The organism is Streptomyces sp. NBC_01481, from assembly GCF_026339995.1.
Lineage (GTDB): Bacteria > Actinomycetota > Actinomycetes > Streptomycetales > Streptomycetaceae > Streptomyces.
In genome coordinates, this window is sequence record NZ_JAPEPT010000002.1 from 892,117 (window position 1) to 911,188 (window position 19,072).

A 19,072-nucleotide genomic window follows, 5' to 3' on the forward strand; every position below is an offset into this window, starting at 1 on the left:
GTGACCCGCACTTCAATCGCCGGACGGGCCGGAAAATCCAGCCCGTCCGGGGGTTGAGGACGGACCCGAGGTCAGACCGCCTCGACCAACTCCGCACCGGCGAACCGCTCCCGCAGCGCCCCACGGTCCGGCTTTCCCGCGGGGGTCAGCGGCACCGATGCCAGGACCAGCAGCCGCTCCGGGTGTTTACGGCGCTCCACGCCCCTCGCGTCCAGATAGGCGCCCAGCTCGTCCAGTGTCACCGCGGCCTGTCCGTCCCTCGTGACCACGCACGCCGCGAGCCGCTCGCCCATCAGCGGGTCGGGCACGCCGACGCACACCACGTCCCGTATCCCCGGATGCGCGGCCAGTTCGATCTCGACCTCCGCCGGGCTGATGTTGGCCCCGCCACGGATCACCACGTCCTTGAGGCGGCCCACGATCCGCAGCGCCCCGTCCTCCTCCAGGAGCCCCAGATCTCCGGTGCGGACCCATCCGTCGGCCGTGCGGTAGCGCGCGTCGAGCTCGGGCGCGCCCACGTAGCACAGCGGCGTCATCGGACCGCGGGCGACGATCTCGCCGACGGCTCCCGCGGGTGCCTCCCGCATCTCGCGCGTGCCGGGGACGGCGATACGGATGTCGGCGACGCGGGGATCGGGATGCCCGGCGAGCACGCCGGGACCCGGCGCGGACGCGGGCCGGTCCCCCAGTCCCGTATGGCAGTTGACGCCGTCCGCCGACCCGTACAGATTGACGACCGGGCAGCGAAAGACGTGGCGCGCCTCATCGGCCGTGGCCGCGTCGAGTACGGAGCCGCCGAGCACCAGCGCGGTGGGCGCCGGGAGTTCGCGCGGCCGCTCGGCGAGTTCGTCGAGCATCATCCGGATCATCGTCGGCACGCCCAGCACATGCGTCGGCTCGTGCTCGGCGATGGCGTCCAGGGCGGCCTCGGGCGTGAAGTGGTCGAGCAGGACCAGGGTTCCGCCGTGCCGGGCGAGGGCGACCGCGGTGGCGTTACTGCCGAAGGCGGAGGCGAGCGGGACGAGGAAGAGACAGCGCGGCGGCTGTCCGTCCTTCATCAGGGAGGCCAGGAAGTTGCCGCGGCCGCCGGCCAGCGCGTTGTGCGAGTACGCGATCATCTTCGGCTCGGACTCGGAGCCGGACGAGACCAGGATGCGTACGGCCGCATCGGGGTCGGGGCGGGCCGGGACGAAGGCGCCGGCGTCGGTGCGCAGCATCTGCGACAGCGCCACGGACCCTTCGGGCGCCTCGCCCGGGCCGGCGGCGATCACGGTGCGCAGGGCGGGCAGTTCGGCGGCCAGGGCGAGCAGATCGGCGGCGTGCGCGCGGCCGCGGTGTTCGATGGCGGCGATCACGCCGACCGCCTCGGATCTGCTCAGCAGCGAGGCCGCCTCGCGGCCGCCCCGGCCGACCGGGAACGGCAGCGCGACCGCGCCGATCGCGGCCAGCGCGAGATCGGCGATGACGGCGTTGCGGGTGCCGGGGAGCTGGACGCCGACCACGTCGCCGGGACGTATGCCCAGAGCGGTGAGGCCGGCGGCCAGACATCGCACCTTGCGGTCCAGCGCCGTGAAACAGAGCTTCCCCTTGGCATCGATCACCGCCGTGCGATGCAGATCGGCGATCTGGCGGGCCCGGTAGAGGCTGTAGACGTCGAGGTCGGGGCAGGTGCCGTCGACGGTCCAGGAACGGCGCAGCTCGGCGGGCAGCAGATCGTGCAGGGCGACGGTCACAGGAAGCTCCAGGGGTCGGGAACGGCAGGTGCACCGTGCGCGTCCCGGCTGATCGAGCCGGAGAAGCGCGGGTCGTGATGCAGTGCGGCCAGGTCGGTGGTGACCGCGGTCGCGGCCAGACCGTGCGTGCGCAGCTGCGCGAGGGCGTCTGCGGTGGGCAGTGCGCCCAGGTCGTACGCGGCGGCCGCGGCCGCGCACGAGTCGGTGGGTGCGATCCAGCCGTCAGCGGTGGGCAGCGGACGGCGGAATCCGGCCGGACGGCGCGGGGCGAGACCCTGCGCTGCCCGGCGGCGGGCGGGCGCGGTCAGGACATCGGCCGCGCCCAGGAGGGAGGAGTCCACCCGCACGCCGTGACCGGTGCGCTCCCGCAGCAGCAGCCCGGCCAGGACCGCTTCCGCGCCGAGCAGCCCGCCGAGCACATCGAGCAGGGTCATCAGCGAGGGCGCGGGCGGTTCACCGTCCGGCCGGACGGCCTCGCCGACGCCGGTACGGGCCTGGACCATGAAGTCGGTGCCCATGGGTGCGCCGGGCAGCCGACCGGCCCAGCCGCTGGTGTACGCGTAGACGAGCGCGGGGTTGGCCGCGGCCAGCTGATCGTGGTCGAGGCCGAGTTCGGCGGCCTTGCCGGGGGCCCAGTTGTGCAGGAAGACGTCCGCCCCGGCCGCCATCTCGCGCAGCCGCCGCCGGTCGTCTTCCGCTTTGATGTCGATCTCGACGGCCTGCTTGCCCCGGTTGAGCGCGAGCCAGCGCGCGGAGATTCCTGAGCAGGCGGGCGGCATGCCGCGCAGTGGGTCGCCGCCGGGCGGTTCGATACGGACGACGTCGGCGCCGAGCAGTCCCAACAGATGGGCGGCGAGCGGTGCTTGGATACGGCGGCCCGCCTCCAGGACGGTCAGCCCGGCGAGCGGCAGCCCGCTCGGAGCGCGGCCCGTGGTGTACGCGGCTGCGTGCGGGGCCAGCGTCCACGGGGGAGCGTCCTCGATACCCCGGTCTGCCAGGGAACGCAGCGGGCACACTTCCGCGCCGGAAGCCTCGGCCGCGTACCGGATCCGCTCCCAGTCGCTGTCACGGACCGTGGAATGCAGTGCGCCGGGGAACGGCGCGCAGGCCGTGGCGTAACGGAACTGGAAGGGCCGCCAGCCCGCCCGTATCGCATCCTCCGGAGCGCCGAGCGCACGCCAGAAGACCGCCCACACCCCCGGATCCAGGGTCTCCAGCTCGAAGACGATCCCGTCGGCCGAGGTGAAGGGCGGCCCGCCCGGGGTGAGTTCGGCCGCCTCGCCCTCGTCGGCACCGGCCGCGGCCAGATACTGCGAGACGGCCAGCAGCCCCGCCCGGTCCGCGCTCGTCGACACCTCGGCGATCCGGCCGCCGCGTGCCTGGGCCAGCAGACCCGCGAGCACTCCCTGGACGGTCAGTACGGCGGAGGCGGTGGCGGAGTAGTCGGCGGCGATCCCGCGCGGGCCGCCGTCGCGCCGCCCGTGCACCGCCATGATCCCCGTGGCGGCCTGCACGGTCGCCTCGTCGGTCACGTCGCGCGCAGTGTCCGCCCAGGTGGTGCGGGCGGTGAGAGCCCCGAACCCGGCGCCGTCGACGACGATCTCGGACCCCTCGGCGTCATCCGCCCCGGCGCCCAGCAGCCGCAGATGCTCCGTGACGAGCCCGGCGCCGGGACCCGGCGGCCCCGAGGCCCGCGTGCGCAGGCCGTCCAGCGGCCGGACGGTCCGCGTGGTGGCAGGTGATGCCATGCCTCTCCTCTCCCGAAGCGGTGGGAACCAGGGGACTGTCGCGCCCGACCTGTTCCGTGTGAGAGGCAGTCGGACAGACGTTCCCATGGGTTCCCGGAAGGCCGGAGGAAAGTGGTGCAGCCAGAGGTGCCGGTGACGGAGGGCCTTCCCGAATGTCCGTCGGACATAAGGGAGTTGAGAGATCGTGTTGCCGACTTCGTATGCCGGCAGGTCATGCCGCAGGAGCCAGTCCTCGATGCCGGCGGGAAGGATGCGGCCGCCGTTCTGCGCGGGCTGCGGCAGGAGGCCAAGGAACAGGGCCTGTGGGCGCTGCCCCTGCCCGCCGAACTCGGCGGCCAGGGACTTCCCCTTCGCTCGTACGCGCACATCGCCGAGGCGGAGGGCGCCAGCGACCACGGGCCCGCGGCGCTCGGCTCGGCCTCCCTGCTGGATGTGCAGATGCTGCGGCGGCACGGCAGTGCCCGGGTCCGCGAGAACTATCCGCGGCGGCTGGTCGCCGGGGAGCTGCGCAGCTCGTACGCGATGACAGAACCCGAAGTCCCCGGCACCGACCCCTTTCTCACCGAGACCCGCGCCGAGCCCGCGCCGGACGGCGGCTGGACGGTGACCGGCCGCAAGTGGTTCGCGAGCGGCGCCGGCGACGCCGATGTGGTCACCGTCCTCGCCCGCACCGGCGGCGCGCCGCCGGACCGCGACGGGCTGTCCCTGCTCCTCGTCCCGACGGACGCACCCGGCTTCCGGGTCGTACGCGAACTGCGCGTCCTGGGCGCGGGCGGCCAGTGGGAGATCGCCCTCGACGAGATCCCGGTGCCCGCGGACCATCTGCTCGGCGAACCCGGCAGGGCCCTGGCCATCGCGGGCGAACGACTGCAACTCGGCCGCACCCTGCGCTGCCTGCGCTGGCTCGGCCAGGCCCGCCGCGCCTTCGACCTGATGCGCGAAAGAGCCCTCACCCGAACCCGGTCACGGGGCCCGCTCGCCGACCTCCAGCTCGTCCAGCAACACCTCTTCGACGCGCTGCTCGCACTGCGCACGACCCGCCCGCTGGTGTACGAGGCCGTGGTGCACCTCGACTCGGGGCGCGACGCCCACGTGGAGGTGGGCCTCGCGAAGGTCGCGGCGGCGAGGATGCTCCAGCAGGTCGCGGACGCGGCGATCCAGATCCACGGCGCGGCGGGCCTGGGCCCGGACACGGCGCTGCCGGGGCTGTTCCGGATGGGAAGGATGGCACGGATCCTGGACGGCCCGGACGAGCTTCACGTGGTGTCGGTGGCACGGCGGGTGCTGCGTTCGCCTTGACGGGGGCTTCGCCCCCGGACTCCCGCGCCTCAATGGTCGGCGGGGCTGAATTTCGCGTCCGGGACCGCGCCTCAAACGCCGGCGGGGCTGGGTGTGCGGCAGGGCCGCACATTCAGCCTGTCCGGCGATTGAGGACAGGCGGCCGAAGGTCGCATACGGGGTCCGGGGCGGAGCCCCGCCATGGGGGGCGGGTCGGGGAACAGGTCCCCCGCACCCGCCCCGCGCACCGCCCCGCGCCCCGCACCCCCTAGACCTCCCCCACCCCCACCAACCCCACCAGCACCCCCACCCCCACCGCCAGAAAGAAGTCCCCCCACACCAGCTCGTGCCGCACCGCCACACCCCCGCCCAGGTCGTAGCACCCCTCCCGCAGCCCCCCGTCCTCCCCCAGGTGCACCCGTACGAGCTCCTCCAGCACCGCCACCGCCTGCTCTCGGCGGCCCAGTTTGAGCAGCGCCACCGCCGTGATCGCGGCGGCGGAGGTGTCGAGGGGGCCGTCGGGATAGGCGTCGTCGGCCGGGGGGACCAGCCGGGTGTCGGTCAACTCGTCGGTGAGGTCGCGCAGATCGGCCGCATCCAGCCGCCCCGCCGCGTCCGCCGCCGCGAGCAGCAGCCAGGCCCGCCCCCTGCTCCAGCCGGGCGTCGGTTCGGGGTGCGGAACCCACCCGCCCGCCGCGGAGTCGAAGCGCGACGCCCCGTTTCCCCGGCACAGTTCGAGGTGCGTCCACAGGTGGCTCTCGGCCGCCCCCGCGTCCACCGCCGCGAGCAGCGGCACCATCCCCGGCACCGCGTCGGCGCGGGCCAGCAGCCGGGGGCCGCCGAAGGCCGAACCCCAGGGGACGAGGCCCAGTTCGGGGTCGAAGGACTTCAGGCAGGCGCGGGCGGCCCGTCCGCGCAGCCGTACAGACGCCTCGTCATCGGCGAGCGCCGTCCCGTACCAGAGGATCAGCCCGCGCGTGGCGGTGTCGGCGTCCACCCAGTCGGCGAGGCGCGCCGTGCACGCCGCCGCGGCCCACCGGTCGGAGGCCTCACCGGTGTGGCGGGCGCGCAGCCACAGCAGCCCGGCCCAGAACCCGCCGGTCCAGGAACCGCGCCCGGTGGTCCTCCATCGCCCGGTGTCGGGGTCCGCGAACAGCGGGAAGCGCTCGCCGACTTCGGCCCGCGTGACGGCGACCCGGTCGAGGATCCTGGCAAGCGCGGGCGCGGCCCACTCCGGCGCCGGCGCTGCACTCACCGTTTCACCCCGCCCCGGTCCCGTACCGCCCACCACACCGCCACGGCACACGCCCCCGCGAACTCGACGGCGACCAGCAGCCACCCCGTCCCGTACCGCCCCGACTCCGCCAGCAGCCCGAACAGCGGTGGCCCGACGGCGAATCCGGCGAAGAACCCCGCCGAGACCAGCGCCGAGTCCTGCCCCGCCCGCCCCGGCGTCGCGCGCTGCATGACGAGCACCATCGACACCGCGTTGGCGGCGACCGCGAAGACACCGACGGCGACCGCCGCGACCCATGCCAGCGGGTGGGCGAAGGACGCGGCGGCCAGCAACAGGGCAGCTCCCACCGCCCCCGCGGCCAGCCCGCCGGGCAGCCATACGGCACGCGCGGGCTGCCCCGCCACCTTCGACCAGCCGACCCGGCCCGCGACGCCCGCGACCCCCAGCACGGCGACGAGCGCACCGGCCGCCGTGGGCCCGAGGCCGAGCCGTTGTGTGCCGTACAGCGAGAGATACGTATTGACCGAGGCGATCCCGCAGCCGAGCAGCAGCGAGAACGCCGCGAGCCAGGCGATCGCGCCCCGCGGTACGAGCGAGGAGCGCGCCCCCGGCGTACTGCTGCCAACCCGGGGCACGTCCCGGGGCAGTGTCCGCGCCGCCCAGGCGGCCGCCACCACCGCGGCACCCGCCGCCGTCCACACCGCGCCCCGCCAGCCCGCGACCCCGGCGAGCGCCGCGAGCGGCAGCCCGGCGGCGAAGGCCCCGAGCTGGACGCCGGACTGCTTCATCCCGGTCACCGAGCCGCGCCGTTCGGGCGGGACGGTGGCCAGGATCGCCTTGTTGGTGGCCGGGTTGGCCAGTGCCTGCGGCAGCCCGCCGAGCGCGACCGCCGCCAGCAGCAGACCCGCGCCGGGCGCCGATCCGATGAGGGCAAGGGCCACGGCGGAGACGAGAAGCAGCGCGACCAGACAGCGGCGCGGCCCCACGCGGTCCACCACGCGGCCGCCGACCGGCGAGAGCACGGCCGCCGCGCCGAAGCCGACGGTCGTCGTGAGGCCCAGCAGAGTCGGCGAGACGTCCAGTTCGTCCACGAGCCGCGGACCCAGCGCCCCGAGCAGGAACAGCTGCATCATCGAGAAGGCCATCGCGCAGGTCAGCAACGCGGTCGGCGCACGCGCCGGACGGGCCGCATCCGTGGCCGCGGCCGCGTCCTTGTGCTCCGTCCCCACCCGTGCGTCTCCGTCCCTTCGCCGCCCGGGAAGTCCCCCGGGTCGTGGCAGGAGTCGTACGGAAGGGGCTTCAAGTTCCCGCGATTTCCTGTGGCTTGAATCACGCGCCGGAGCTTGAGCGCGGCTCGGGAACTTCCGTACCCACCCTTGATGAACGCGAGCCGGATGCGAGGATGAGCCCCGCCATGACTGTCGGACGGGGTGTGCGCGCGGTACGGGCTGCGGTGTTCGCGGCCGTCTGTGTGCTGCTCGCGGTCATCGGCCACGTACTGATGTCGGAGACGGGCGTCCCCTGGTGGACGGTGGGCGCCGGAGCGGTGATCACCGGGGCCGCGGCCTGGAGTCTGGCCGAGCGGGAACGCACCCTGCTCCCGGTCGTCTTGTTCGCCGTCGCCGCGCAGACCGCACTGCACACCGCGTTCTCGCTTGCCCAGACGGCGGTCCTGCCGACTGCTCCGCACATGCCGTCGATGCATCACCAACACCCCATGGGCTCGGGGCAGTCGATGGAGTCCATTGCATCGACGGCACACGACATGACTGGCGGCGGCATGGCGTCGTCGACCGGAATGCTCGCAGCCCACCTGCTGGCCGCGCTGCTGAGCGGCCTCTGGCTCGCGTACGGCGAACGCGCGGCGTTCCGGATCCTGCGCGCACTCGCCGACCGGCTCGTCGCCCCGCTCCGGCTGCCGGTCCGCGTCCCCGCACTGCCGCACCGTCCGCCGCGTATCCGCGTCCGGCGCAGCCGCCGCGCGCGTACGCCACGGCAGTTGCTGCTCGCTCACGCCCTCACCACTCGGGGTCCGCCCACGGGGACCGCTGTCAGCTGACAGCCGGTTCCCCGACGCCGCCGTGGGGCTCACCCCAGGCGCTCGGGCATCGGCCGCGCTCTGTGCGCGCGGCCGTACGACTCACCGGACCCGCCCTCGCGCGGCTCCGGATTCCCGGATTCCGAGAAGGACATCAGGCAATGAAATCTGCCCTGACCTCGACCGTGCCCCGTACGACGCGATGTACGACCGACGACGCGATCACCGCATGGGCGCTCGACGCACGCGGCGGTGATCCCCTGGCCGTCGAGCGATTCGTACGCGCCCTGCACCGCGACGTACGCCGGTACGTGGCCTACCTCAGCGCCGACCCGCAGGCTGCCGACGATCTGACCCAGGACACCTTCCTGCGGGCGCTCGGCAGCCTGCACCGCTTCGAAGGCCGCTCGTCGGCCCGTACCTGGCTGCTCTCCATAGCCCGGCGCGCGGTGATCGACAGCCTCCGGCACACCGCGGCCCGCCCCCGGCTCGCGGACACGGACGACTGGCAGTCCGCCGCGGAGCGCGCCCAGTCCCGCAACCTGCCCGGCTTCGACGACGGCATAGCCCTCGGCGAACTCCTGGCCACGCTGCCCGACGAGCGCCGGGAGGCCTTTGTCCTCACACAGTTGCTGGGATTGCCCTACGCCGAGGCCGCCCAGGTCAGCGGCTGCCCCGTGGGCACCGTCCGCTCCCGGGTGGCCCGCGCACGCAGCTCGCTGGTCGGCCTGCTGCACGAGGCGGAACAGCCGGTCGCCGTCTGACTCATGGAGGCCGTCGGACCCGGCCGGGTCCGACGGCCCTCCCCTCACACGGCTGCGACTTACCCGGCCGCGTCGAGCTTCGCCCGCTGCTCCGCCGTCAGCTCCAGGTCCACCGCGGCCGGACTCTCGTCAATCTGCGCCACCGACGACGCCCCGACCAGCGGGATCACCGGGATCTCGCCGCCGATCAGCCAGGCCAGTACGACCTGGTTGACCGTCGCCCCCGTCTCCTTGGCCACATCGCGCAGCGCCGCGAGCCGTGCGGGCGTGCCCGCGTGGTCGAAGCCTGCGTCCAGGGGCTTGTCCTCGCGTACGTAACTCCCGGCCAGCAGCGGCGAGTACGCGACCAGCGCCAGCTCGGGCTCGGCCCGCAGATAGCTGAGCAGGTCCCCGGAGACCACGCCGACCTCGCCGTCGGGGGAGCGCAGCGTCGGCCGGTCGGTGCGGCGTCGCAGATAGCTGTGGTGGTACTGGAGCACCTCGAAGCCGGGCAGCCCGGCCGCCGCCGCCAGCGAACGGGCTCGCTCGACCCGCCACGCCCAGTGGTTGCTCACGCCGAGGAGACCGGCGGTGCCGTCGGCGACCGGCCTCGTTGATCGCGAGCTGCCTTGCTCGTGCCGTGGTGGTGCCTTGCTGGTGCCGGGCGCCGGGCGCAAGCTTGTGGCATGGGTGCTCAGGACGGCCCCACGCTCATCCGATCCGTGCAGCGGGCCTTCCGCTTGATGGAGGCCGCAGGGGCCCACGAGGGCGGCGCCCCGGCGAAGCAGCTGGCACGTGAGGCAGGGCTGCCCCTGGCCACCACGTACCACCTGCTGCGGACCCTGACCCACGACGGCTATCTGCGGAAACTGGACGACGGCGCGTTCGTCATCGGGGACAGGCTGCACTCGCTGCACACCGGAAGCCGCGGGCAGGGGCTGCTCACCCGTGTCCGTCCCACGCTGGCCGCTCTGCGCGACGAACTCTCGGCCGCCACGTACCTGACCTTCTACGAGGAGGGCGAGATCCGAGTAGCCGACATCGTCGACGGACCCCGGACACCACGGGTCGATCTCTGGGTGGGATTCGAGGACGCCGGGCATGCCACCGCGCTGGGCAAGTGCGTGCTGCGCGAGCTGGACGACGCCTCCCGCAACGACTACCTCTCCCGGCACACGCTCGCCGACCTCACGCCCCGCACCATCACCAGCCGCTCCGAACTGCTCCGGCGACTCGACACATCGCCCATCGCCCCCGGCGCCATGGACATGGAGGAGTACTCCCTCGGTACGGTCTGCGTCGCGGTGCCCGTGTACAGCGGGAACACCCTTGGCTCGCTCGGCGTCTCCCTCCGGGCCGACCGGCTCCCCCGTGTCGAAGAGGCCCGGGCGCGGCTCGAAGAGGTCCGAGCCCGACTGCTCCCGACCGCGAGCCGCGTGACCAGGGGTCTTTCGCTCACTATCTGAAAATCCCGTCCTTGCGGCGAGGCCTCGGCTACCTGTTCCCTGGAGGAAACGGACATTCAGGCGTGCGCGCCGTGAACCAGGAGAGTTGCGGCAGAGGATATGAGCCACGACCGGGATCATCAGCGTGACCGCCGGCCGATCTGGCAGCGCACGCAGCGGCTCACTCAACGGCTCACGAAGCGCCCGGCCGATTCGCGGGCGGCGACGCCGGGGCACACAGGTACAGCCGCGCACCTCGCCGCCGTCGCGCCCGTACTGATCGTCTGTGCCGTCGCTCTGGTCGGCCTCATCGGCGGAGCCGGACTGAGCTGGGTGCCCCTGCTCGCCGTCGGGCCCGCGCTGGCCGCCGCCACCAGCAGGCCGTGGGGAGTCCTGCGGATCGGCCTCCTCGCCGTGGCGCTGGGCGCCGCACTCGGCGCCAGGGGCGGTGCGCCGGGCCGCGAGCAGGCGATCGTGCTGTCCTCGCTGTGCGCCGTGACGCTGGCGAGCGCCCTGGCCAGTGCGTTGCGCGTACGCCGCGAACGGGTACTGGCGGCCGTCCGCTCGGTCGCCGAGGCCGCCCAGCACGCGCTACTCAAGCCCATACCGGCGACGGTCGGCGAGTTCCAGGTGGCCGTCCGCTACAGCGCCGCCGCGGCGGAGGCCCGCATCGGCGGGGACCTCTACGCGCTGGTGCCCACCGAGTACGGGGTGAGGATGATCGTCGGCGACGTGCGCGGCAAGGGCCTGCCCGCGGTGAGCACCGCCGCCCTGGTCCTCGGTGTCTTCCGCGAGGCCGCCTACGACGAGCCGGACCTCCTCGACGTCGTCGGCAGAATCGAACGGAGCCTGGCGCGCAACCTCGGTGCCGACGACTTCGTCACCGCGGTCGTCGTCGGACACCCCGAGTCCGGACGCATGGAGGTGGTCAACTGCGGACACGCCCCGCCGCTGCTGGTCCGCGATTCCGCCGTCCTGCCCGTCGAGCCGACGCATCCGGCTCCCCCGCTCGGGCTGCGCGCCCTCTCCGGCGAGACGCCGAGTCTCCAGGTGCTGCCCTTCGCCGAGGGCGACCAACTGCTCCTCTACACCGACGGTGTCACCGAGGCCCGCAACCACGGCCGTGAGTTCTACCCGCTCGCCGAGCGGGTGGCACATCACGTGTCGGACGAGCCCTCCCGCACCCTTGCCGGGCTCCACGACGAACTGCAGGCACACGTCGGCGGCCGCCTCCACGACGACGCGGCGCTGCTCCTGCTCCGCAAGCCGGTCGCAGCCGCCGGGCACGTATGTGCCCAGCCGAAGGGCCCGAAGGCAGCTGTGGAGGAGGCGCGGTTGTGACGGAGGGGCGGACAACGTCGAAGGGCCCCACTGCCTCGGCCTGGGGTCGTGAGGACGGAACCGTACGACTCTGTTCTTCCCTCGCGAGTCACCGAACGGTGCTTGTACACGCGCGAATGAGACCAGCGCGAGTTCACTTGCCGGCTTCGGGGCCGTACCACTGGAGGGCCTGGCCGGTGACAGTGGCGATGCACTCGAAGTCGCGGTCACGGTGCAAGAGGGTCAGCCCCTGTAGTTCGGCGGTGGCGGCTACAACAAGGTCCACAGCGCCGGCGCTGCGGCGCTGTCCTCGTCGGGTGAGCAGTTCCTGCACCTGCCATGCGCGGGTGTAGGCGCGGTCGTCGACCGGCACCCAGCCGAAGAGCAGCCGCATGTCCTCGATGCCCTGTGCGCGGTCCTCGACGGATCGGGCGCTGTGGAAGAACTCCAGCTCTGTGATCGGGCACGTTGCGATGAGACCAGCCGAAGCGGCCTGATCCCACCCGTACTGCTCGGCATCGCTTCGCATGAACCGTGCGAGAGCGCTGGTGTCGATCAGGAACTGCGCTGCGTTCACCGTCGGTAGTTCCTCTTGTCCTCGAAGAGGTTCAGGTCGAAGGCGCCGTCGTCTGCCGCGCCGCGCAGCCGGGCGAGTGCGAGTGCCCTCCGACGGTTCTCCAGCACCTCGCGCAGAGCGGTGTTGACCGTCTCCTTCTTGGTGCTCGTACCGAGTGCCTGGGCCACGTTGGCAAGCAGGTCGTCATCGAGATCGATCACGGTGCGGCTCATCGAGGCACCTCCTTGGATATCGATTGGTGTGCAAAGTACATCTCGCATGATGCCTCGGGTGCCCCGGACGGTAACGCCGCGTAGCAGTCCCCGGTGGCTCGCGCGTCGTGACGCCGGACGCAGGCGGACTAGCTCCGCAGTAGCCGGGAGGTCTGTGCCCAAAGCCCGTCCAGCACAGACGGGTCATTCGCCAGCTTCGCGAACATGACCATGCCTTCCAGCTGGGCGAGTACCGCGCGGGCGGTGGCGCGGGTCGCGGCCTGGGCAGGGATCGTGCCCTGTTCCGCCCCATCCGCGAGCGTGGCGTGGACCAGGTCGATCTGCTCGTCGAAGATCTCCGTCAGCCGGGATTGGACGACCGCGTCCTGGGTGCTCAGCTCCAGCGCCAGATTGCCGAACAGGCAGCCGTTGACCGCGCCGCCCTCTGTCTTCGCCGTGCGCTGGGCGGCAGCCTGGTCGAGGAAGAGCCGTTCCAGCCTGCCCTCCGCCGACCCGTCGCTGCGCAGGGTCGCCACCCAGCCGGCCTGCTGGGCCGCCCAGTGGGCGTTGATCGCCTCGATCGTCAGGGCCTGCTTCGACTCGAAGAAGTGGTAGAAGCTGCCTTTCCTCACGTCCGCGCGAGCACAGATCTCGGCGACGCCGATCGTGCCGTAACCGCGGCTCAGGATCAGGCCGCACGCCGCTTCCAGCAGTCGTTCCCGTGCCGTGCTCGTCCGTCCCATGCCGGTGAGTATACGGGTGGTCAACTATCAGGGGTGGCTTTTAGTTGACCGGTCATCTAGTCTCCTCGGCAGATGGTGGGAAACCCCGCCGACACCATGACCTGCGAGGACTTCGACATGCCCAAAAACATCACGATCGCCGTTGCCTTCCACAGCGGCTACGGCCACACCGCCCGTCAGGCTCGTGCGGTCGCTGCCGGCGCCGGGTCGGTGCCCGGAGCCCAGGCCGAGCTGTGCGACGTGGCCGTCGTGGACGACCGGCTGTGGGAGACGCTGGCCGGCGCCGATGCGATCGTCTTCGGTACACCGACCTACATGGGCAGCCAGTCCGCCGTCTTCCAGGCATTCGCCGAGGCCAGCGCCCCGGTCTGGATGGAGCAGGGCTGGGCCGGAAAGCTCGCTGCCGGCTTCACCAACTCCGCCGGCGTCAACGGCGACAAGCTGAACGTCTTGGTCAGCCTCGCGCTCTTCGCCGCGCAGCACGGCATGAACTGGGTCTCGCTGGGCCTGCCGCCCGGCGGTGAGTACTCCACGAGCGGAACCCCCGAGGACCTCAACCGCCTCGGCGGCTTCCTTGGCGCGATGGCCCAGTCGCCGTCCGACCTCGGTCCGGACGACGCCCCGTCCGGGGCGGACCTGGGGACCGCCGAGCACCTCGGGCGCCGGGTGGCCGAGGCCGCACTCGAGCAGGTGTCGGGCCGCACGGCGCTCGCCCTCGCGCTGTGAACGCCCTCAATCCCCTGAATGCCCCGAGAGCTCTCCATGTCCTGAAAGGAAGACCGTCATGACCAAAGGGAAGCGCTCCTGGGCCCGCCGCCGCCTCGCCGAGCTGCTGGGCCTCGAAGTCCCCATCGTGCAGGGTCCGTTCGGCGGCGGGCTGTCGTCCGTGGCGCTCGCCTCCGCCGTCTCCAAGGGCGGCGGGCTCGGCTCGTACGGAGGACACATCCTCACCCCGGACGGGATCGGCGAGCTCGTGGGCGAGCTGCGAAAGGCCACCGCCCGGCCCTTCGCAGTCAACCTCTGGGTCCCGCATCCCGAGGAAGCCGTGGCACCGCCCGACCGTGACCGGATGGCCCGGTACGCCGGGCTGCTGCGCCCGTGGTTCGAGGAACTCGGGCTGCCGTCCGGCCAGTTGGAGGAGCCACCGCCCGCCCCGGAATTTGCGGAGCAGATCGACGCGCTGCTCGCGGCGGAGCCGCCGGTGATCAGCTTCGTGATGGGCATTCCCGAGGCCCGCGTGCTCGACGAAGCCCGGCGAAGGGGCATCCGGACCGTCGGTACGGCGACCACCGTCGAGGAGGCCCTCGCGATCGAGGCGGCAGGCATGGACGCCGTCGTCGCCTCGGGCAGTGACGCGGGAGGGCACCGCGGCTCGTTCCTGCGCCCCGTGAACGAATCCCTCGTGGGGACCTTCTCCCTCGTCCCGCAGGTCGCGCAGGCCGTGTCGATCCCCGTCGTGGCCGCCGGCGGCATCGCCGACGGCCGGGGAATCGCCGCCGCGCTGACGCTGGGGGCGGACGGAGTGCAGATCGGCACCGGCTTCCTGGCGACCGAGGAGTCCGGCGCGAGCGCAATCCACAGGGCCGCGCTGCACGGCCCCGACGCGCATACGACCGTACTGACCCGGGCCTTCTCGGGACGGCTTGCGCGGGCGATCCCCAACCGCTTCACGCGTGAGGCGCTGGCGTACGAGAACGAACTGGCGCCGTATCCGCTCCAGTACACGCTCACCCGGCCGCTGCGCACAGCGGCCGGGGAGCGCGGTCTGGCCGAGTACGTCAACCTCTGGTCCGGACAGGCGGCAGCGCTCACCCGGCCGCGCGGCGCCCGCGACTACCTCGACGAGCTCATCGCCGGGACGGAGGCGGCGCTGGGCCACCGGCACCTGGTCGCGACTAGCCAGGGGCGAGGCCGCGGAGACGGAGACTGAGACGGACAACGACGAAGGGCCCCACCGCGAACGGTGGGGCCCTTCGACATCGTGCCCGGTGAGGCACTGGCGGAGGATACGAGATTCGAACTCGTGAGGGGTTGCCCCCAACACGCTTTCCAAGCGTGCGCCCTAGGCCACTAGGCGAATCCTCCGCCGCAAACAATACAAGACGTTGAGGAGTGCTAGCGAACTCGTTCCCACCCCCTGCCATCAGGTACCCTGTGCGGAGCCCCTCACGTGGCGCTATCTGACTGAACTCCCCCAGGGCCGGAAGGCAGCAAGGGTAGGTCGGCTCTGGCGGGTGCGTGGGGGGCGCTTGCGTTTGCGGACGGGCGGGGCGGACGAACGGGGCGGACGCGGCGTACGGACCGACGGGCCGCACGGCGGACGGGCTGGACGGCGGCGCCGCTTGTCGGTGGGCCCCGATAACCTCGTAGGCGTGTCGTCCCTTGCGCTGTACCGCCGCTATCGCCCCGAGTCCTTCGCCGAGGTCATCGGGCAGGAGCATGTCACCGACCCGTTGCAGCAGGCCCTGCGGAACAACCGGGTCAATCACGCGTACTTGTTCAGCGGGCCGCGTGGATGCGGCAAGACGACCAGTGCGCGCATCCTCGCCCGCTGTCTGAACTGCGAGCAGGGGCCCACACCCACGCCCTGCGGTGAGTGCCAGTCCTGCCGCGACCTCGCGAGGAACGGGCCGGGGTCGATCGATGTCATCGAGATCGACGCCGCGTCCCACGGTGGTGTGGACGATGCGCGTGATCTTCGGGAGAAGGCCTTCTTCGGCCCGGCGAGCAGCCGGTACAAGATCTACATCATCGATGAGGCGCACATGGTCACCCCGCAGGGCTTCAACGCTCTGCTGAAGGTGGTCGAGGAGCCGCCGGAGCATCTCAAGTTCATCTTCGCGACCACCGAGCCCGAGAAGGTCATCGGCACCATCCGGTCGCGTACGCACCACTACCCCTTCCGGCTGGTGCCCCCCGGGACTCTGCGCGACTACCTGGGCGAGGTGTGCGGCAAGGAGAACATCCCGGTCGCCGACGGCGTGCTGCCGCTCGTCGTACGGGCGGGCGGGGGGTCCGTGCGTGACTCCATGTCCGTCATGGACCAGTTGCTCGCGGGCGCCGCCGAGGAGGGTGTGACGTATGCCATGGCCACCTCCCTCCTCGGGTACACGGACGGGTCGTTGCTCGACTCGATCGTGGACGCCTTCGCGTCGGGTGACGGGGCCGCGGCCTTCCAGGTCGTCAACACGGTCATCGAAGGCGGCAACGACCCGCGGCGCTTCGTCGCCGATCTCCTCGAGCGGCTGCGGGACCTGGTGATCCTGGCCGCCGTGCCCGACGCGGGGACGACCGGGCTCATCGACGCCCCCGCCGATGTGGTCGAACGGATGCAGGCGCAGGCCTCCGTCTTCGGCGCGGCCGAGCTGAGCCGGGCCGCGGATCTCGTCAACACGGGGCTTACGGAAATGCGTGGCGCCACCTCGCCACGGCTGCAGCTGGAGCTGATCTGCGCGCGGGTGCTGCTGCCCGCCGCCTTCGACGACGAGCGTTCGACGCAGGCCAGGCTGGACAAGCTGGAGCGCGGGGTGACGTTCTCGACCGGCGGTCCCGGGCCCGCGATGGGGTACGTCCCGGGGCCCGCGGCACAGGCACACGCGCCGGTGCCACCCGCACCCCCCGCGCCCACGCCTGCCGAAGCCCCCGCCCCTGCTCCCGAAGCGCCCGCTCCGGTTCCTTCCGCTTCCCCCGCCGAGCAGCAGCAGCCCGCCGGGCAGCGCCCCGGTGCCTGGCCCGCCGCGACCGCGCCCGAGGCCGGGCGGCGTCCCGGCGGATGGCCCACCGCGTCGGCCCCTGGACAGGGCGGCCAGCAGCCAGTGCCCGCGGCCCCCGCTCCCGCCGCGCCCACGCCCGCCGCACCTGCCCCCGCTCCCGGCATGGTCCAAGGCGCCGGTCAGGTACGGAACATGTGGCCGGACATCCTGGAGGCGGTGAAGAACCGCCGCCGTTTCACCTGGATCCTGCTCAGCCAGAACGCCCAGGTGGCGGGCTTCGACGGCACCACCCTCCAGCTCGGCTTCATCAACGCAGGTGCCCGGGACAACTTCGCCAGCAGCGGCAGCGAGGAAGTGCTGAAGCAGGCGCTTTCCGAGCAGTTCAATGTGCAGTGGAAGGTCGAGGCGATCATCGACCCGTCGGGCGGCACGGCCGGCCCGGGCGGAGGCGCCCAGCCCCCGTCCGGTGGCGGAGGCGGCTTCGGCACAGGCGGCCCAGGGACAGGCGGCTCCGGCGGTGGCGGCTTCGGTGGTGGCGGCGGCGGATACGGCGGCGGCCGCGGCCCGTCCGCCCCCGCCGCGCAAGCCACGGCCCCTCAGAACTCCGCTCCCGCCCCGGCCCCCACGGCTCCGGCGTCCCGGCCCGCCCAGGCAGCTCCACACTCGGCGGGCCCGCAGGCCTCCGCGGCCGAGCCCCCGCGCCCCGCCCCCGTGCACAGCCCGCCCCCGGTCGCCCCCGAGGACGACGTGCCGGAGGAGGACGACCCCGACCTCGTGGACTCCGCGCTCTCCGGCATCGACGTGATCGTCCGCGAGCTCGGTGCCACCGTCGTGGAGGAATACACAAACGAATAGGGGAGAAGGTCTCGGAGGCCCGTACAGGAGCAGCCTGCCCCGGCGGCTAGGCTGGCTGCCGTGAAGGTCCTCGTCATCGGCGGCGGCGCCCGCGAACACGCCCTGTGCCGCTCTCTCTCCCTCGACCCCGACGTCACCGCTCTGTACTGCGCGCCCGGAAACGCAGGCATCGGTGAGGTCGCCGAGCTCTGCCCGGTCGACGCGCTGGACGGTGAGGCCGTGGCGCGGCTCGCCACCGAGCTGGAGGCCGGGCTTGTCGTCGTCGGCCCGGAGGCACCGCTCGTCGCCGGGGTCGCCGACGCCGTACGAGCCGCGGGCATCCCCTGCTTCGGCCCCTCCCGCGAGGCTGCCGAGCTGGAGGGCTCCAAAGCCTTCGCCAAGGACGTGATGGCGGCCGCCGGTGTGCCCACGGGCCGCAGCTATGTCTGTACGACGCCCGAGGAGATCGACGAGGCCCTCGACGCCTTCGGCGCTCCGTACGTCGTCAAGGACGACGGCCTCGCGGCCGGCAAGGGCGTCGTCGTGACGAGCGACCTCGACAAGGCCCGCGAGCACGCCCTGGCCTGCGGCGGCCGCGTGGTCATCGAGGAGTTCCTCGACGGCCCCGAGGTGTCCCTCTTCGCGATCACCGACGGCGAGACGGTCGTCCCGCTCACCCCTGCCCAGGACTTCAAGCGCGCCCTCGACGGCGACGAGGGCCCCAATACGGGCGGCATGGGCGCGTACTCTCCGCTCCCGTGGGCCGACCCGAAGCTGGTCGACGACGTCATGGCGACCGTCCTCCAGCCCACCGTCGACGAACTGCACCGCCGCGGCACGCCCTTCGCCGGGCTGCTGTACGCGGGTCTGGCGATCACCTCGCGCGGCGTACGCGTCATCGAGTTCAACGCCCGTTTCGGCGACCCGGAGACACAGGTGGTCCTGGCCCGCCTGCAGACACCGCTTGCGGGCCTGCTGCTCCACGCCGCGCAGGGCACCCTCGACCTGGAGCCGCCGCTGCGGTGGCGAAACGACGCCGCCGTGACCGTGGTCGTCGCCTCGCACAACTACCCGGACACCCCGCGCACCGGCGACCCGATCGAGGGCTTGGACGAGGTCGCGGCCCAGGACGCGCCCCACGCGTACGTTCTGCACGCCGGGACGAAGCGGGACGGCGGCGCGATCGTGAGCGCCGGCGGCCGGGTGCTTTCAGTCACGGCGACCGGGCAGGACCTGGCGCAGGCGCGTGAGCGCGCGTACCGGGCGGTGGCCCGAATCCGTCTTGACGGCTCGCAGCACCGTACGGACATCGCACGCGAGGCCGCCGGGGAGTGAACCTCTAGGCCCTGAGGACCGTCATCACCTTTGCCCAACGCCATTCCATCGAGTGACGGCTGAGCCATCCGGATGACGCCCGCCGAAGCCCCAACTAGGGTGCGGCGCAAGCGTTCCGGCACTTGGCCCACCGGCAT

Annotated in this window: 16 protein-coding genes, 1 tRNA gene, 1 other RNA gene and 1 pseudogene; 10 read left to right on the forward strand and 9 right to left on the reverse strand. The window is 72.7% G+C overall.

Annotated features, from left to right (window positions below):
- Positions 1–71: 71 nt before the first annotated feature.
- Entirely contained in the window at positions 72–1,733 is a 1,662-nt protein-coding gene (locus OOK40_RS14735) for a class I adenylate-forming enzyme family protein (protein WP_266480846.1), read from the reverse strand.
- Positions 1,730–3,481 (reverse strand): CoA transferase, encoded by a 1,752-nt coding sequence (locus tag OOK40_RS14740; protein ID WP_266480848.1) that lies wholly within the window; start codon positions 3,479–3,481, stop codon positions 1,730–1,732. Before OOK40_RS14740 ends, OOK40_RS14735 begins: the two co-directional genes overlap by 4 nt.
- Before the next feature lie 165 nt (positions 3,482–3,646).
- Here OOK40_RS14740 and OOK40_RS14745 point away from each other — a divergent pair, with 165 nt between their 5' ends.
- Positions 3,647–4,780: an acyl-CoA dehydrogenase family protein gene (locus tag OOK40_RS14745; protein WP_266481739.1), complete on the forward strand. Its 1,134-nt coding sequence runs from the start codon at positions 3,647–3,649 to the stop codon at positions 4,778–4,780.
- A gap of 247 nt (positions 4,781–5,027) precedes the next feature.
- On the opposite strand, the gene OOK40_RS14750 is transcribed toward OOK40_RS14745, so the two are convergent.
- Together OOK40_RS14750 and OOK40_RS14755 are read right to left on the reverse strand one after the other, a co-directional pair.
- The gene (locus tag OOK40_RS14750) at positions 5,028–6,014 is read right to left on the reverse strand and encodes a sugar ABC transporter permease (protein WP_266480850.1); all 987 of its coding nucleotides are present in this window, start codon (positions 6,012–6,014) and stop codon (positions 5,028–5,030) included.
- On the reverse strand, positions 6,011–7,141 hold the full coding sequence (locus tag OOK40_RS14755) for an MFS transporter (protein ID WP_266481742.1): 1,131 nt from the start codon (positions 7,139–7,141) through the stop codon (positions 6,011–6,013). The genes OOK40_RS14750 and OOK40_RS14755 overlap by 4 nt, the downstream gene beginning before the upstream one ends.
- A 269-nt stretch (positions 7,142–7,410) precedes the next feature.
- Here OOK40_RS14755 and OOK40_RS14760 point away from each other — a divergent pair, with 269 nt between their 5' ends.
- Together OOK40_RS14760 and OOK40_RS14765 are read left to right on the forward strand one after the other, a co-directional pair.
- Positions 7,411–8,055, forward strand: a complete 645-nt coding sequence (locus OOK40_RS14760; protein ID WP_266480851.1) for a hypothetical protein — start codon at positions 7,411–7,413, stop codon at positions 8,053–8,055.
- 140 nt (positions 8,056–8,195) lie between these two features.
- The gene (locus OOK40_RS14765; protein WP_266480853.1) at positions 8,196–8,798 is read left to right on the forward strand and encodes a sigma-70 family RNA polymerase sigma factor; all 603 of its coding nucleotides are present in this window, start codon (positions 8,196–8,198) and stop codon (positions 8,796–8,798) included.
- 59 nt (positions 8,799–8,857) lie between these two features.
- On the opposite strand, the pseudogene OOK40_RS14770 reads toward OOK40_RS14765, so the two are convergent.
- Positions 8,858–9,382 (reverse strand): annotated as a pseudogene (locus OOK40_RS14770) (aldo/keto reductase); the annotation flags it as partial.
- Positions 9,383–9,463: 81 nt separating this feature from the next.
- Here OOK40_RS14770 and OOK40_RS14775 point away from each other — a divergent pair.
- Both OOK40_RS14775 and OOK40_RS14780 read left to right on the forward strand, forming a co-directional pair.
- Entirely contained in the window at positions 9,464–10,243 is a 780-nt protein-coding gene (locus OOK40_RS14775; protein WP_266480854.1) for an IclR family transcriptional regulator, read from the forward strand.
- A gap of 99 nt (positions 10,244–10,342) precedes the next feature.
- Positions 10,343–11,563: a PP2C family protein-serine/threonine phosphatase gene (locus OOK40_RS14780; protein ID WP_266480856.1), complete on the forward strand. Its 1,221-nt coding sequence runs from the start codon at positions 10,343–10,345 to the stop codon at positions 11,561–11,563.
- Positions 11,564–11,696: 133 nt separating this feature from the next.
- On the opposite strand, the gene OOK40_RS14785 is transcribed toward OOK40_RS14780, so the two are convergent.
- From OOK40_RS14785 to OOK40_RS14795, 3 genes are all read right to left on the reverse strand, one after another.
- A complete protein-coding gene (locus OOK40_RS14785) occupies positions 11,697–12,119 on the reverse strand; it encodes a PIN domain nuclease (protein ID WP_266480857.1) in 423 nt (140 codons plus the stop codon).
- A complete protein-coding gene (locus OOK40_RS14790) occupies positions 12,116–12,331 on the reverse strand; it encodes a type II toxin-antitoxin system VapB family antitoxin (RefSeq protein WP_266480859.1) in 216 nt (71 codons plus the stop codon). The genes OOK40_RS14785 and OOK40_RS14790 overlap by 4 nt, the downstream gene beginning before the upstream one ends.
- A gap of 128 nt (positions 12,332–12,459) precedes the next feature.
- A complete protein-coding gene (locus tag OOK40_RS14795) occupies positions 12,460–13,053 on the reverse strand; it encodes a TetR/AcrR family transcriptional regulator (RefSeq protein WP_266480860.1) in 594 nt (197 codons plus the stop codon).
- 117 nt (positions 13,054–13,170) lie between these two features.
- On the opposite strand from OOK40_RS14795, the gene OOK40_RS14800 reads away from it, so the two are divergent.
- Together OOK40_RS14800 and OOK40_RS14805 are read left to right on the forward strand one after the other, a co-directional pair.
- On the forward strand, positions 13,171–13,779 hold the full coding sequence (locus OOK40_RS14800) for a flavodoxin family protein (RefSeq protein ID WP_266481744.1): 609 nt from the start codon (positions 13,171–13,173) through the stop codon (positions 13,777–13,779).
- A gap of 58 nt (positions 13,780–13,837) precedes the next feature.
- Positions 13,838–14,983 (forward strand): nitronate monooxygenase family protein, encoded by a 1,146-nt coding sequence (locus OOK40_RS14805; RefSeq protein ID WP_266480861.1) that lies wholly within the window; start codon positions 13,838–13,840, stop codon positions 14,981–14,983.
- 67 nt (positions 14,984–15,050) lie between these two features.
- Here OOK40_RS14805 and OOK40_RS14810 read toward each other — a convergent pair.
- A tRNA-Ser gene (locus OOK40_RS14810) sits at positions 15,051–15,138 on the reverse strand.
- Positions 15,139–15,210: 72 nt separating this feature from the next.
- Between OOK40_RS14810 and ffs the strand changes: the two genes are divergently transcribed.
- From ffs to purD, 3 genes are all read left to right on the forward strand, one after another.
- Positions 15,211–15,309: signal recognition particle sRNA small type (ffs, locus tag OOK40_RS14815), an RNA gene on the forward strand.
- A gap of 116 nt (positions 15,310–15,425) precedes the next feature.
- Complete coding sequence (locus OOK40_RS14820; RefSeq protein WP_266480863.1) at positions 15,426–17,621, forward strand: DNA polymerase III subunit gamma and tau; 2,196 nt, start codon at positions 15,426–15,428, stop codon at positions 17,619–17,621.
- 60 nt (positions 17,622–17,681) lie between these two features.
- Positions 17,682–18,935, forward strand: a complete 1,254-nt coding sequence (gene purD, locus OOK40_RS14825; RefSeq protein ID WP_266480864.1) for a phosphoribosylamine--glycine ligase — start codon at positions 17,682–17,684, stop codon at positions 18,933–18,935.
- The last annotated feature ends 137 nt before the right edge of the window (positions 18,936–19,072 follow it).

Coding starts and splice junctions, on each gene's coding strand:
- OOK40_RS14755 (WP_266481742.1), bottom strand. CDS start 7,141: ATGGCCTTCTCGATGATGCAGCTGTTCCTGCTCGGGGCGCTGGGTCCG.
- OOK40_RS14790 (WP_266480859.1), bottom strand. CDS start 12,331: ATGAGCCGCACCGTGATCGATCTCGATGACGACCTGCTTGCCAACGTG.
- OOK40_RS14760 (WP_266480851.1), top strand. CDS start 7,411: ATGACTGTCGGACGGGGTGTGCGCGCGGTACGGGCTGCGGTGTTCGCG.
- OOK40_RS14765 (WP_266480853.1), top strand. CDS start 8,196: ATGAAATCTGCCCTGACCTCGACCGTGCCCCGTACGACGCGATGTACG.
- OOK40_RS14795 (WP_266480860.1), bottom strand. CDS start 13,053: ATGGGACGGACGAGCACGGCACGGGAACGACTGCTGGAAGCGGCGTGC.
- OOK40_RS14805 (WP_266480861.1), top strand. CDS start 13,838: ATGACCAAAGGGAAGCGCTCCTGGGCCCGCCGCCGCCTCGCCGAGCTG.
- OOK40_RS14800 (WP_266481744.1), top strand. CDS start 13,171: ATGCCCAAAAACATCACGATCGCCGTTGCCTTCCACAGCGGCTACGGC.
- OOK40_RS14780 (WP_266480856.1), top strand. CDS start 10,343: ATGAGCCACGACCGGGATCATCAGCGTGACCGCCGGCCGATCTGGCAG.
- OOK40_RS14740 (WP_266480848.1), bottom strand. CDS start 3,481: ATGGCATCACCTGCCACCACGCGGACCGTCCGGCCGCTGGACGGCCTG.
- OOK40_RS14775 (WP_266480854.1), top strand. CDS start 9,464: ATGGGTGCTCAGGACGGCCCCACGCTCATCCGATCCGTGCAGCGGGCC.